The 13,724-nt window shown below is 68.1% G+C and carries 14 protein-coding genes; 8 read left to right on the top strand and 6 right to left on the bottom strand.

The features are described 5' to 3' along the window. Nucleotides 1-37: 37 nt before the first annotated feature. From IHE46_RS03545 to IHE46_RS03530, 4 genes are all read right to left on the bottom strand, one after another. Nucleotides 38-2,068 (bottom strand): methyl-accepting chemotaxis protein, encoded by a 2,031-nt coding sequence (locus IHE46_RS03545; protein ID WP_192163254.1) that lies wholly within the window; start codon nucleotides 2,066-2,068, stop codon nucleotides 38-40. A gap of 128 nt (nucleotides 2,069-2,196) precedes the next feature. Continuing rightward, nucleotides 2,197-2,742, bottom strand: coding sequence for a chemotaxis protein CheW (locus tag IHE46_RS03540; RefSeq protein ID WP_192163253.1), 546 nt, complete (start codon nucleotides 2,740-2,742; stop codon nucleotides 2,197-2,199). After that, complete coding sequence (locus IHE46_RS03535) at nucleotides 2,739-3,113, bottom strand: response regulator (protein ID WP_192163252.1); 375 nt, start codon at nucleotides 3,111-3,113, stop codon at nucleotides 2,739-2,741. Before IHE46_RS03535 ends, IHE46_RS03540 begins: the two co-directional genes overlap by 4 nt. Before the next feature lie 24 nt (nucleotides 3,114-3,137). Continuing rightward, a complete protein-coding gene (locus IHE46_RS03530; RefSeq protein WP_192163251.1) occupies nucleotides 3,138-3,542 on the bottom strand; it encodes a response regulator in 405 nt (134 codons plus the stop codon). Nucleotides 3,543-3,889: 347 nt separating this feature from the next. On the opposite strand from IHE46_RS03530, the gene gshB reads away from it, so the two are divergent. The 6 genes from gshB (at nucleotide 3,890) to IHE46_RS03500 (ending at nucleotide 9,577) form a co-directional block, all read left to right on the top strand. Then, complete coding sequence (gshB, locus tag IHE46_RS03525) at nucleotides 3,890-4,852, top strand: glutathione synthase (RefSeq protein ID WP_192163250.1); 963 nt, start codon at nucleotides 3,890-3,892, stop codon at nucleotides 4,850-4,852. After that, the gene (locus IHE46_RS03520) at nucleotides 4,849-5,709 is read left to right on the top strand and encodes a TonB family protein (protein WP_192163249.1); all 861 of its coding nucleotides are present in this window, start codon (nucleotides 4,849-4,851) and stop codon (nucleotides 5,707-5,709) included. The genes gshB and IHE46_RS03520 overlap by 4 nt, the downstream gene beginning before the upstream one ends. A gap of 24 nt (nucleotides 5,710-5,733) precedes the next feature. Then, nucleotides 5,734-6,303 (top strand): YqgE/AlgH family protein, encoded by a 570-nt coding sequence (locus tag IHE46_RS03515; protein WP_192163248.1) that lies wholly within the window; start codon nucleotides 5,734-5,736, stop codon nucleotides 6,301-6,303. Further along, entirely contained in the window at nucleotides 6,300-6,752 is a 453-nt protein-coding gene (gene ruvX, locus IHE46_RS03510; RefSeq protein ID WP_192163247.1) for a Holliday junction resolvase RuvX, read from the top strand. The genes IHE46_RS03515 and ruvX overlap by 4 nt, the downstream gene beginning before the upstream one ends. Beyond that, nucleotides 6,749-7,675, top strand: coding sequence for an aspartate carbamoyltransferase catalytic subunit (locus IHE46_RS03505; protein ID WP_192163246.1), 927 nt, complete (start codon nucleotides 6,749-6,751; stop codon nucleotides 7,673-7,675). The genes ruvX and IHE46_RS03505 overlap by 4 nt, the downstream gene beginning before the upstream one ends. 99 nt (nucleotides 7,676-7,774) lie before the next feature. After that, nucleotides 7,775-9,577, top strand: a complete 1,803-nt coding sequence (locus tag IHE46_RS03500; protein ID WP_192163245.1) for a hypothetical protein — start codon at nucleotides 7,775-7,777, stop codon at nucleotides 9,575-9,577. 132 nt (nucleotides 9,578-9,709) lie between these two features. Here IHE46_RS03500 and IHE46_RS03495 read toward each other — a convergent pair whose 3' ends face one another. After that, nucleotides 9,710-10,876 carry a PilT/PilU family type 4a pilus ATPase gene (locus tag IHE46_RS03495; protein ID WP_192163244.1) on the bottom strand — a complete coding sequence of 389 codons (1,167 nt, stop codon included), beginning with the start codon at nucleotides 10,874-10,876 and terminating at the stop codon, nucleotides 9,710-9,712. 103 nt (nucleotides 10,877-10,979) lie between these two features. After that, nucleotides 10,980-12,017, bottom strand: coding sequence for a type IV pilus twitching motility protein PilT (locus tag IHE46_RS03490; RefSeq protein WP_192163243.1), 1,038 nt, complete (start codon nucleotides 12,015-12,017; stop codon nucleotides 10,980-10,982). Between the two features lie 259 nt (nucleotides 12,018-12,276). On the opposite strand from IHE46_RS03490, the gene proC reads away from it, so the two are divergent. Together proC and IHE46_RS03480 are read left to right on the top strand one after the other, a co-directional pair. After that, nucleotides 12,277-13,104 carry a pyrroline-5-carboxylate reductase gene (gene proC, locus IHE46_RS03485; RefSeq protein WP_192163242.1) on the top strand — a complete coding sequence of 276 codons (828 nt, stop codon included), beginning with the start codon at nucleotides 12,277-12,279 and terminating at the stop codon, nucleotides 13,102-13,104. Continuing rightward, entirely contained in the window at nucleotides 13,101-13,676 is a 576-nt protein-coding gene (locus IHE46_RS03480) for a YggT family protein (protein WP_192163241.1), read from the top strand. Before proC ends, IHE46_RS03480 begins: the two co-directional genes overlap by 4 nt. Nucleotides 13,677-13,724 lie beyond the last annotated feature (48 nt).

The following is a 13,724-nucleotide window of genomic DNA, read 5'->3' as shown; positions in this document are numbered from 1 at the left end:
AGACTGCCCCCAGTCAGTAAATGTCGCTGCCAAGGCATCAGCCCGGCAGCTTGAAGTGGGCCACCGAACGACGCAGGTCGCTGGCCAACTGCGCCAGCGTACCAATCGAATCGGCGGTACGGCTGGCACCCTGCGAAGTCTGCGAGGTAATTTCCCGGATCGCGTTCATCGATTGCGAAATGTCCGTCGCCGCCGCCGATTGCTGCCGCGCCGCGCTGGAAATGTTCTGAATCAGTGCCGACAGATCGTGCGACACGCGCTCGATGTCGCCCAGTGCACTGCCGGCGTCCTCCGCCTTGCGTGCACCGGCCACCACTTCGGCGGTGGTCTGCTCCATCGAGTTCACCGCTTCGTTGGTATCGGACTGAATGGTCTGCACCAGGGTCTCGATTCGCTTCGTGGCGCTGGTCGAGCGTTCGGCCAGTCGCTGCACTTCGTCCGCCACCACCGCGAAACCGCGGCCCGCCTCGCCGGCCGAGGCCGCCTGGATCGCCGCGTTCAAGGCCAGGATGTTGGTCTGCTCGGCGATGTCGTTGATGAGTTCCACGATGGAGCCGATTTCCTGCGAGGACTCGCCCAGGCGCTTGATGCGCTTGGAGGTTTCCTGGATCTGGTCGCGGATCGAGTCCATGCCGGAGATCGTTTCGCGCACCACCTCGGCGCCGTGCGAAGCGATCTGCACCGAACGTTCGGCCACGTCGGCCGATTCGGCGGAGTTCTTCGACACGTGGTCCATCGAGCTGGCGATCTGGTTGATCGCGCTGGTCGCGGTGCTGATCTGCTGCGCCTGCTGCTCGGCCGCGTCGGCCAGATGGCGCGCGGTCGTCTGCGTCTCCTGTGCCGACGAAGAGACCTGCTCGGAGGTCTCGTTGATCGTGGTCACCAGGGTGCGCAACTCGTCGATGGCGTAGTTCACCGAGTCGGCGATCGCGCCGGTGATTTCCTCGGTCACCGTGGTCTTCACCGTCAGGTCGCCTTCTGCCAGCGCGCCCATCTCGTCCAGCAGGCGCATGATCGCCTCCTGGTTGCGCTGGTTGAGCGAGGTGGACTCGGCGAAACGGCGGCGCTGGTCGCGCACCAGGCTGACCACCAGCAACAGGGCGAAGGCCACCGCGCCGATCGCGGCCAGCAGGCCCCACCACACGTTCGGGAACAGGCGGCGCAGCGGCAGCTTGCCGATCTGGTCGGCGAGGTCGTTGGCGCGCAGCAGCACCGACTGCGAGTCCAGCGAAGCCTGGGTGCCGGCCTGCTTCACCGCGGCGAGGTTGCCGGAAGCGGACACCAGCTTGGCCAGCGGGTCGGCCAGTTTGCCCCAGTTGCCCTGCATGTCGGTGAGGATCTTGCGCGCGTTGGCGTCGCCGATCGGCTTCACGCCGCTGCTCTGGTCGGTCTGGATCAGGCCCTGCAGCACCGTGCCGTACTGCTGCGCATCGCGCTGCAGGCCGTCGGCGGCGGCCTGGGCGTTGTCGCCGCCCTGCAGCACTTCCTGCACGCGGCGGATGATGCGGTCGGCCGACAGCATCTGGCGCGAGGTGCCCAGCATCTGGTCGGCGCTGCCGTTGCGCTGCTGCAGGATGGTGACCACCTGCTCCATGCTGGAGTTGAGCAGCGGCATCTGCTGCGACACGGTGGCCGCGTTCTGGCCGGAGTCGAGCACCACGGACTTGTTCGAGAGGATCTTGCCGATGTCGCCGTCCAGCTGCTTCCAGGCGCCGTCCAGCGAGCCGTAGGCGCGGCCGACCAGCGACGTGTTGTTGTCGGCGTAGGCATGCATGCCGGTGGTCGCATCGCCCTTGTTCAGCTTGCGCACGGCCGAGTCGATCGCGTTGCGGGTGCTTTCCAGCTCCTTGAACGAATCGGCGTTGCCGTCGGACGACTCCAGCGCGAATTTCGCGGTCTGCTGCGACAGCACCTGGATCTGCGTGGTCAACGCGACGGCCTGGCGGTCTTCGCCGTTCTTCACGTTGAGCTGCCAGAAATCCAGGGCCGCAAAACCGATCGCGACCAGCAACATGACAATGAGTGCGGTATTCCCACGCTCCTTGCCGACGCCCCCTGTAGTGCTCATGTTCACCTCACCCGTCTGCTTCGCCGGACCGGCCCCGGCACTACGGCCGGAACGGATCCTTGATCTTTGGAGTTTCCGGCCCCTTGCGGCACCGGACCTGCTGCATGCGCCCGTCGTGACTCAGTGGATCAGGCCGCGGCCTGACGGAAATCGGGGGCACGCACCAGCTTGCCCATGCTGAATATCGCCATCTGCTGCTCGCCGTCGCCCACCCGCTGCTCGGCGAAGCGCGCCAGCCGCGGATCTTCTTCCTGCCCTGCCGTGCGGCGCTGCTGTTCGTCTACCGTGCGCTGGCCGAACACTTCGTCCACCAGCAGAGCCACGCTGCCGCCGCCCTGGCGCACCACCAGCAGGCGCGCGCGTTCGGTCAGCGGCGTGCGCTCGTCGAACAGGAAACGGCCGAAATCCACCACCGGCATCAGGTTGCCGCGCACGTTCGCCACGCCGAGCAGCCAGGGCCGCGTGCCGGGCACCGCGGTGAGCGTCGGCATCGCCAGCAGTTCGTTGATCTCGCCGATCTCGCTGACCAGGGTACGCGAGCCCACGCGGTAGCCGATGCCGCGCCACAGGCCGGGCGCGTCCATCCGCTCGCGGGTATCCGAGGCATGCGCCAGAGACAGCCGCTCGTAGCGGGCCAGTATTTCGAACGGGGTGAGTCCGGACGTTGCGTTCATGCCGCGCTCGACAGCAGTTGGTTGATGCAGGCGAGCAGCTCGCCCTCGTTCACCGGCTTGGTGATGAAGGCACGCGCGCCCTGGCGCAGCCCCCACACGCGGTCGGTTTCCATGGCTTTGGTGGTGATCATCACGATCGGCACCTCGGCGGTGGCCGGATCGCGGGTGAGCGTGCGGGTGGCCTGGAAGCCGTTCATGCCGGGCATGATGACGTCCATGATGACCAGCGCGGGCGGCGGCGTGCTGCGCACGCGCTCGATGCCTTCCTCGGCGTTGCCGACGGAAGCGACCTGATGACCCGCGCGCTCGAGCAGCGCGGTCAGCACGCGCACGTCGGTCGGCGAGTCGTCAATGATGAGAATGTCGGCCACAGGTTCCCCCTGAAGAATCTGCGGTCAGCCGCCCGATACCGTGCTGACGTGATGATGGATGGCGCCAAGCAGCTCGTCGCGCGTGAATGGCTTGGTGAGGTACTGCTCGGCACCGACGACCCGGCCGCGCGCCTTGTCGAAGAGGCCGTCCTTCGAGCTGAGCATGATCACCGGCGTGGCGCGGAACTGCGGGTTGTTCTTGATCAGCGCGCAGGTCTGGTAGCCGTCCAGACGCGGCATCATGATGTCGACGAAGATGATGGCGGGCCTCTGGTCCGCAATCTTGGCCAGCGCCTCGAAGCCGTCCACCGCGGTCAACACGTCGCACCCCTCTTTCTTGAGAAGGGTTTCCGCGGTGCGGCGGATGGTCTTGGAGTCGTCGATCACCATGACCCGCAGGCCGGCCAGACCATTCGCGTTCAAATTCATCACTCCCCCCCTGTTGCCCAACGGCGGGCCCAGGATTGCCGAGCTAAGGCACGCAACAAGCGTGCCGCTGGCTTACATGACAAGAAACACCATTGTTGTTGCGACTTCGCGACACCCACTCTCCGGCAGGATGCGCAAGGCTTGCTGTTTACTGCCTGCCTGCCATCTCGTCAAGCAACATCGCGCATTAAGCGCGCGGAATGACGCTCAATGTGACCTCCTTCGACCATGTTGGCCCTGCCACAGCACATCGACGCCGGATGCGCTTGTCGCGACCGCCCGCGTGGGAGAACATCGTTTCTCCCCGTCGATGCCCCACATCGCAAAATCTTCCCTGGAGAATCACGATGCCACTTTCGGTCGCGGTGCTGATGGATCCCATCGGCGCGATCAAACCCGCCAAGGACACCAGCCTGGCCATGCTGCTGGAGGCGCAACGGCGCGGCCACGCCCTCCGCTACATGGAACAGGGTGACCTGGCGCTGCGCGACGGCGCGCCGTGGGCGCGGCTGCGCCCGCTCGAGGTGCGCGACGACCCGCGCGACTGGTTCACCTTGGGCGAGGCCCAATGGCGCGACCTGCGCGAGCTGGACGTGGTGCTGATGCGCAAGGATCCGCCGGTGGACGCACAGTTCATCTACGACACCATGGTGCTGGAAGCGGCCCAGCGCGGCGGCGTGAACGTGGTGAACGATCCCCGCGCGCTGCGCGATTGCAACGAGAAGCTGTTCGCGCTGCAGTTTCCGCAGTGCTGCGCCCCCACCCTGGTCTCACGGGATCCCGCCGAGCTGCGCCGTTTCGTGGCCGAACACGGCGAGGCAGTGCTGAAACCGCTGGACGGCATGGGCGGCCGCGGCATCTTCAAGGTCAAGGCCGGCGACAGCAACCTCAACTCCATGCTGGAAACCCTGCTGGCCGGCGGCCCGCACGGCGAGGGGCGGCAGCTTGCCATCGCGCAGAAATTCATTCCGGCGATCAGCGCCGGGGACAAGCGCATCCTGCTGATCGACGGCGAACCGGTGCCCTACGCGCTGGCGCGCATCCCGCAGGGCGACGAGTTCCGCGGCAACCTCGCCGCCGGCGGCCGCGGCGAAGGCGTACCGCTGTCCGAGCGCGACCGCTGGATCGCCGCCCAGGTGGCGCCGGAACTGCGCCGGCGCGGCCTGCGCTTCGTGGGCCTCGACGTGATCGGCGACTACCTCACCGAGATCAACGTCACATCGCCGACCTGCGCCCGCGAACTGGACGCGCAGTTCGGCCTTAATATCGCCGGCCTGCTGTTCGACGCCATCGAGAACGCCGCTCCGTGAGTTCCACTGCCGCACGCCCTGCCGCCGACCCCATCGGCGCGACCCTGCTGTTCTCGCTGCTGCTGCACGGCGTGCTGCTGCTGGGCATCACCTTTCATTACGCCAAGATCGACCCCGGCCTGCCCACGCTGGACATTACCCTGGTCAACGTCGCCAACCGCGAGGCGCCTGACCAGGCCGACTTCCTGGCGCAGGCGAACAACCGCGGCGGCGGCCAGAGCGACCACGCCGCGCAGCCGTCGCAGCCCGTTTCCGGCGCCCTGCCCAAGCCGCTCCCCGGCACCGCCATGCAGGCCGTGGACGCCGCCACGCCGCAGCCGCGCGAGGCCACGCCGCAGCGCATGGTGACCACCAGCGGGCAAAGCAGCTTCAGCGTGACCAGCGACACCGCGCACACCGAAGTGCCGCCGCAGGACGCGCCCAGCGCCGCGGACCTGCGCCGCCAGCAGGAAATGGCCCAGCTCGCCGCCGAAGTGCGCGACCAGACCCAGGCCTACGCCAAGCGCCCGCGCAAGAAGTACATCTCGGCGAACACCAAGGAATACGTCTACGCCGCCTACATGCGCGGCTGGTCCGATCGGGTGCAGCGGGTGGGCAACCTCAACTACCCGGAAGAAGCCCGCCGGCGCGGACTGCACGGCGACCTGCTGCTCACCGTGGGCATCAATCGCGACGGCAGCATCAACAGCATCAACGTGATCCAGAGTTCCGGCCAGCCGCTGCTGGACGCCGCCGCCGAACGCATCGTGCGGCTGGCCGCGCCCTACCCTCCGCTGCCCCCCGAGGCGAAAGTCGACCAGCTCTACATCACCCGCACCTGGCAATTCCTGCCCGGCAACGTGCTGCGGAGCAAATAACACCGGGCGGATTACAATGCGCGCATGAGCCGCACCGAACCGCCCACCCTCACCGGCCACTTCCTGATCGCCATGCCTGGCCTGGCCGAGCCGCCGTTCTCGCGCGGCGTGGCCCTGCTCTGCCAGCACAACGAAGAAGGCGCGGTGGGCCTGCTGGTGAACCAGCTCTCGCACTACCGCTTCGGCGACGTGCTGGCGCAGATGAAGCTGGAATGCAGCGACCCCGAACTGGCCGACGCGCCGGTGCTGATCGGCGGTCCGGTGCAGCAGGAGCGCGGCTTCGTGCTGCACCGCGAACCCGGACACTGGGAATCGAGCTACCGCATCAACACGCACTGGTCGGTGACCACCTCGCGCGACATCCTGGTGGCGATGGCCGCGGGCGAAGGCCCGCGCCAGGCGATCATGGCGCTGGGCTACGCGGGATGGGACGCCGGCCAGCTGGAGCAGGAGCTGATGGCCAACGCGTGGCTCACCGTCGAAGCCAGCGAGCGCGTGATCTTCGACACCCCGCTGGAGGAGCGCTGGAGCGCCGCCGCCGGCCTGGTCGGCGTCGATCCGCTGCAGCTCGCCGGCTACGCGGGCCACGCATGAGCTGCGCCTTCGGCTTCGACGTCGGCAGCAAGGTGATCGGCGTCGCCGTGGGCAACCGCTTCACTGCCAGCGCCCGTGCACTGGGCATCGTGGGGATGCGCGACGGCGCGCCCGACTGGCCCGCACTCGACGCCCTGCGCGCGCAGTGGCTGCCCGAGACCCTGGTGGTGGGCCTGCCGCTCACCCTCGACGGCGAAGAGCAGCCTGCCACGCGCCGCGCCCGCCGCTTCGCCGAGCAGCTCGAGGCCCGCTACGGCACCGCCGTGGCGCTGGTGGACGAGCGCCACAGCTCGCAGGAAGCCGCGCACCGTTTCGCCGGCGCGCGCGCCGCGGGCCTGAAGCGCCGCCGCGACGCCGCCGCCATCGATGCCGAAGCCGCCGCCGTGATCCTCGAACGCTGGCTCGCCCAGGCCCCTTCCGACCTTTCCACCCAAGCCACTTCGCCATGAGCCCACGCCTGCGCCACCTCACCACGCTGGAACACCTGCCGCGCGCCAGCATCGAGCGCCTGCTCGACCGCGCCATCGCACTGCGCGACGCCTGCGCGCACGGCACCCGCAAGCTGGACACGCTGGCCGGACGCACCGTGCTCAACCTGTTCTTCGAGCCGTCCACGCGCACGCGCACCTCGTTCGAACTGGCCGCGCGCCGGCTCGGCGCCGACGTGGTGAACTTCGACATCGGCTTCTCTTCGGCCAACAAGGGCGAGGCGCTGTACGACACCCTGCACACGCTGGAGGCCATGCACCTCGACGCGATCATCGTGCGCCATAAGGTATCGGGCACGCCGGACGAGCTGGTGCGCCACGCGATGAGCGGCGTGTCGGTGATCAACGCCGGCGACGGCAACCGCGCCCATCCCACCCAGGGCCTGCTGGACGCGCTGACCATCCGCCAGCACCGGCCGGATTTCGAGAACCTGGTCGTGACCATCTGCGGCGACATCCGCCACTCGCGCGTGGCGCGCTCCGACGTGCACGCGCTGGCCGCGCTGGGCGTGGGCGAAATCCGCCTGTGCGGGCCGGCCGCGCTGCTGCCGGAAGCCGACGAGTTGCCGCACTGCCGCCTCACCGAGGATTTCGACAGCGCCATCGCGGGCGCCGACGTGGCGATCATGCTGCGGCTGCAGAAGGAGCGCATGGCCTCCACCGACCTGCCCGACGAGGCCGCCTATTTCCGCCACTACGGCCTCGACCAGCGCCGCCTGGCCCTGGCCGCCAAGGGTTGCCTGGTGATGCATCCCGGCCCGCTCAACCGTGGCATCGAGATCGCCGACGACGTGGCCGACGGCGCGCAGTCGCGCATCCTCGAACAGGTCGCCAACGGCGTGTTCGTGCGCATGGCCGTACTGGGCGAACTGCTGGCGCGGTGAATTCCTGCGGCCGGTAGCCGCACACACCTTTTTGCGCCGCAACAGACCTTCAAAAACGGGCATAATGCCCGTAGTGGCATTCACCACCCGGGGAAAATCATGCAATCGAGGACGCGCTTCATCGCGCTGGGTCTGGCCTGTGTCGCGCTAGCGGCCTGTGCCCACAAGGACAAGGACGCACCGCTGGCCTTCGCGCCCGCGGATACACCCTACGTGGCCGCCAACCTGGCCGTGCTGGACGACGACACGCGCAAGGCGCTGCTCGCCCAGGCCGACCTGCAACTGCCTGCGCAAGTGGCGCAGATGGAAGCCTATGCCACGCGCCTGCAGGTCAACGATCCCGACGCGGCGAACCTCGTGCGCGCCTTCGCCGCGGAATACAAGGGCAAGACCATCGAGGGCTTCGCCCAGTCCACCGGCTTCGACCTCAAGGGCCGCTTCGCGCTGTACGGCGAAGGCATGGCGCCGGTGCTGCGCGTCGAGCTGGCCGATCCCAAGGCCTTCGAGGCCTTCGTGGGCCGGCTGGAGACCGCCTACGGCAAGAAGCTCGACACGGCCAACCTCGGTACCCAGAACTACCGCCTGCACGTGTTCACCGCCTCGGGCGCCGAGCTGGTGCTCGCCGTGGTCGGCAAGCAGATGGTGGCCGCCATCCTCCCGGCCGACGCCGCCACGCCGTTGCTGCGCCAGACCCTGGGCCTGGACCGCCCGGCGAAGAGCCTGCAGGACGACGGCCGCCTCGACACGCTGGCCAAGGACAAGGGCTACGCGAAATGGCTGGTCGGCCAGTTCGACCTCACCCGCGCGCTGCCGCTGGTGATTTCCGGCAGCGATCCGCTGGTCGCCTCGCTGGAAAAGGCCCGCGCCGGCGCCGAATCGGCCAAGACCGGCGAGCCGGTATCGAACCTGCTGCAGACCTCACCCGCCTGCGCGCCCGAGGCTGCACGCATTGCCGCGCGCGTGCCGTCGATGAGCTTCGGCTACACCCGGCTGGACGCCACGCACCAGGACGGCCGCTTCGACCTCGCGCTGGCCGACGACATCGTCAAGGCCTTCGGCGGCCTCAAGGTGGAGCTGCCCGGCCTGGGCGGCAGCGGCCAGACGGCACCGTTCGACCTCAGCCTCGCGCTGCCGGTGGTTTCTCTACGCACGTTCTGGTCGGCACAGGCCGACGCCGTGGCGGCCAAGCCGTTCACCTGCCCGATGCTCACCGACCTCAATGCCAGCTTCGCCAAGCTTGGCGAGTCGTTGCCGAAGACGGCGATCCCGCCGTTCGGCAACCTGCTCGGCCTGCGCGTCGCGCTGGACTCGCTGGGCACCGACAAGACCAGCAGCCTGCCGGACTTCACCGGCCGCGTCGTGCTGGCCACCAGCGACCCCGCCGGCCTGCTCGCCACCGGCCAGATGATGGTGCCGGCGCTGGCCACGCTGAAGCCTGCCGCCAATGCCGCGCCGGTGGCTCTCCCGCATGACGTGACCGGCATGCTCGAGCAGCCGGGCTGGCTCGCCACCAGCGACAAGGCGCTTGCCGTGGGCATCGGTGCGGGCGAAGACGCCAAGCTCACCGCCATCCTGCGCGAGCCGTCGGGCGACCCGGGCCAGATGGCCCGCATGCACCTCTCCGGCGGCATGTACCTGGACTGGCTGAAGTTCATGGAAGCGAAGTCCGACGGCCTCGCCGCCGCCGCGGCCGAGATGAGCAAGAGCGACGCTCCATCGATGGACGGCAGCACCACGCCCACCGACGAAGCCGCCGCCCAGGCTGCCGCCGACGCCGCCCGCAGCAAGGCGCAGTTCGCCGTGATGGAGGCGCAGGCGCAACGCGTGGACAGCATCGATGCCGAAATGCACGTGGACAGCAACGGCATCGTCGTCACCAGCCGCACCACGCTCAAGCAGTAACTTGCTTGGCTTTTGCGATCGGCCATGATCGCGAAGATCAAACGGGCGGCCATTCTTGGCCGCACTTTTCATAACCGAAACGAAGAAGGCGCCCCGATGGGCGCCTTCTTCGTTTCGGTTTCCGGTCGCCGCTCAGCGCTGCAGCAAGCCGCCGCCGAAGTTGTCGCCGCCGCGCGTCTGCTCCACTTCCACGCCTTCCAGGCCCTGCGACAGCGTGTGCGCGTCGCCGCCCTGCGCCAGCTTGATGCGCAGGCGCACCTCGTTCGCGCTGTCGGCGTGGCGCAGCGCGTCCTCGTAGCTGATCTCGCCGGCGTGGTACAGCTCGACCAGGCTCTGGTCGAAGGTCTTCATGCCGAGCAGGTTGGATTCCTTCATCACGTCCTTGAGCTTGTGGACCTCGCCCTGGCGGATGTAGTCCTGCACCAGCGGCGTGCCCAGCAGGATCTCCACCGCCACGCGGCGCGCCTTGCCGTCCGGCGTGGGAATCAGCTGCTGCGCCACGACGCCCTTGAGGTTCAGCGACAGATCCATGAACAGCTGCTGGCGACGGTCTTCGGGGAAGAAGTGCAGGATGCGGTCCATCGCCTGGTTGGCGTTGTTCGCATGCAGGGTGCACAGGCACAGGTGGCCGGTTTCGGAGAAGTTGATCGCGTGCTCCATCGTCTCGCGCGTACGCACTTCGCCGATCATGATGACGTCGGGCGCCTGGCGCAGGGTGTTCTTCAGCGCGTTCTCCCAGCTGTCGGTATCGATGCCGATCTCGCGCTGGGTGATGATGCAGCCTTCGTGCTTGTGCACGTATTCGATCGGGTCCTCGATGGTGATGATGTGGCCGGTCGAATTGGCGTTGCGGTAGCCGATCATCGACGCCAGCGAGGTCGACTTACCGGTGCCGGTGCCGCCCACGAAGATGATAATGCCGCGCTTGGTCATCGCCAGCTGCTTGATCACCGGCGGCAGGGTCAGTTCCTCGATGGTGGGGATCTTCGACTCGATCCGGCGCAGCACCATGCCCACGCAGTTGCGCTGGTAGAAGCAGGACACGCGGAAACGACCCACGCCCTGCGCGGAGATCGCGAACTGGCACTCGTGGGTCTTCTCGAACTCCTCGCGCTGCGAGGGCGTCATCACGTTGAGCACCATGTCGCGCGACTGCTGGATGGACAGCGCGCTCTGCGTGATCGGCACGATGCGCCCCTGCACCTTCATCGACGGCGCCACGCCGGCGGTGATGAACAGGTCCGACGCCTGCTTGTGCACCATCAGCTTGAGGAAGGAGGTGAAGTCGAAGTCGCTCATGGCTTTGCGTCCGGAATTCGGAAATCGGAATGGGAGGAGCGGGCCACGGCCTGCCCGCCGCCCGGGGAGCCCGGGAGACGGGGAAGCTTTGCGGGCTCCCGCATCACTTGAACAGGTCCTTGTTCTTCGCGTAGGTGCCTGCTTCCTGGCGCGACACCAGGCCGCGCTTCACCAGGTCCTGCAGGCACTGGTCCAGGGTCTGCATGCCGAACTGCTGGCCGGTCTGGATCGCCGAATACATCTGCGCCACCTTGTCCTCGCGGATCAGGTTGCGGATGGCCGGCACGGCCACCATGATCTCGTGCGCCGCGATGCGGCCGCCGCCGGATTTCTTCAGCAGCGACTGCGAGATCACAGCGCGCAGCGATTCGGACAGCATCGAGCGCACCATTGGCTTCTCGCCGGCGGGGAACACGTCGATGATGCGGTCGACGGTCTTCGCCGCCGAGCTGGTGTGCACGGTGGCGAACACCAGATGGCCGGTTTCCGCCGCGGTCAGCGCGAGGCGGATGGTTTCCAGGTCGCGCAACTCGCCCACCAGGATGTAGTCCGGGTCCTCGCGCAGCGCCGAGCGCAGCGCCTCGTTGAAGCCGTGCGTGTCGCGGTGGACTTCGCGCTGGTTGACCAGGCACTTCTGCGAGGTGTGCACGAATTCGATCGGGTCCTCGATCGTGAGCATGTGCCCGTATTCGTTCTTGTTGATGTGGTCGACCATCGCCGCCAGCGTGGTGGACTTGCCCGAGCCGGTAGGGCCGGTCACCAGGATCAGGCCCTGCGGCTGCTCGATCAGCTCCTTGAACACGCGCGGGCAGCCGAGGTCCTCCAGCGTGAGCACCTCGGACGGAATGGTGCGGAACACCGCGCCGGAGCCGCGGTTCTGGGTGAACGCGTTGACGCGGAAGCGCGCCAGCCCCGGGATCTCGAACGAGAAGTCGGTTTCCAGGAACTCCTCGTAATCGCGCCGCTGCTTGTCCGACATGATGTCGTACACCAGCGAGTGCACCTGCTTGTGCTCCAGCGCGGGGATGTTGATGCGGCGCACGTCGCCGTCGACGCGAATCATCGGCGGCAGGCCGGCGGAGAGGTGCAAGTCCGAGGCCTTGTTCTTCACCGAGAAGGCAAGCAGTTCGGCGATGTCCATCAGTGGTTCCCCTCGACCGGTCGTCAGAATGCTGTGGTGGTGCTGCGCCGGGAGGGCGATATGCGGGCGCGACCCGCCATACATGCGCGCGCCCCGGTCATCCGACTCCCCCTTGCAGCGAAGCGATACTACTCGCGGCGCGGGGCATGCGACCAGCCTTCGCGACGGTTTGCGCACCGCGTCACCGAAACCGCCGGGCGCATGACGCCGACGGCTCCGGTAAGGTATGCAGCCATCCCTAGCATCCCCAAGGTTTCCCATGACACGTATCGCCTTCGTCGGCGGCGGCAACATGGCGCGCAGCCTGATCGGCGGCCTGCTCGCCACCGGCCTGGCGCCCGCCGACATCCGCGTGGCCGAACCGATGGCCGAAACGCGCGACAGGCTGGGCCGCGATTTCGGCATCACCACCTTCGCCGAGAACCGGCTGGCCGTGGCCGACGCCGACGTGATCGTGCTGGCGGTCAAGCCGCAGGCCATGCCCAAGGTGCAGGCCGAGCTGCGCATGGCCGTGCAGGGCCGCCGTCCGCTGTTCATCTCGATTGCCGCCGGCGTGCGGCTGGACCAGCTCGAACGCTGGCTGGGCAACCTGCCGATCGTGCGCTGCATGCCGAACACCCCCGCGCTGATCGGCGCCGGCGCCACCGGCCTGTGCGCCAACAGCCGGGTCAGCCCCGGGCAGAAGGCGCAGGCGCAGCACATCATGGACGCCGCCGGCCTTACCCGCTGGATCGACGACGAGTCGCTGATGGATACCGTCACCGCCCTCTCCGGCTCCGGACCGGCCTATTTCTTCGCCCTGGTCGAGGCGCTGGAAGATGCCGCCGTGGCGCAGGGCATGCCGCGCGACACCGCCCGTGCGCTGGCCGCGCAGACCTGTCTCGGCGCCGGCCGCATGCTGGTGGAAAGCGGCGAGGCTCCGGCCGAACTGCGCCGCCGCGTCACCTCGCCCAACGGCACCACCCAGGCCGCGCTGGAAAGCTTCGCGGCCGACGGCCTGCCGCGCATCGCGGCCCGCGCCGTCGCCGCCGCCACCCGCCGCGGTGCGGAGCTGGCCGATGCGCTGGACCAGGAGCCGCACCCGTGAGCTACCTGCTGAACGCCATCGCCCTGCTGGTCGAGCTGGCCTTCGACGCCGTTGCCACGCTGTTCCTGCTGCGCCTCGTCGCCGAAGCCTGCCGCGCCGACTTCCACAACCCGCTCAGCCAGTTCATCTACCGCACCACCAACCCGGTGCTCGCCCCCCTGCGCCGCGTGCTGCCCAACTGGCGGCGCATCAACTTCGCCGCGCTGCTGCTGGCATGGCTGGCGATGCTGCTGAAGCGCTTCGTGCTGTTCGCGCTGGCCGGGCTGATGCCGCATCCGCTCGGCCTGATCGTGCTGTCCGTGGCTGACCTGCTGGACTTCACCCTGATGTTCTACCTGGTGCTGGTGTTCGGCTGGTCGCTGATGAGCCTGTTCGCGCCCGATCCGTACCACCCCTTGCAACGCCTGCTCGGCGCGCTCGTCGACCCTCTGCTGCGGCCGCTGCGCGGCAAGCTGGTGGTGGGGGCGATCGATTTTTCGCCGACGGTGGTGATCGTGGCCCTGCTGCTGGCGAGGATCCTGGTGGCCCAGCCCTTGCTCGATCTCGGGACGCGGCTGGCGATCATCGGCTGACCTGGGCCGCTGCCGCGACTTCTCACTCCCCACGCATTGCAGTCATAC

This window comes from Rhodanobacter sp. DHG33, from assembly GCF_014843005.1.
Classification (GTDB): Bacteria; Pseudomonadota; Gammaproteobacteria; order Xanthomonadales; family Rhodanobacteraceae; genus Rhodanobacter_A.
This window is presented reverse-complemented; position numbering and strand designations above follow the sequence as displayed.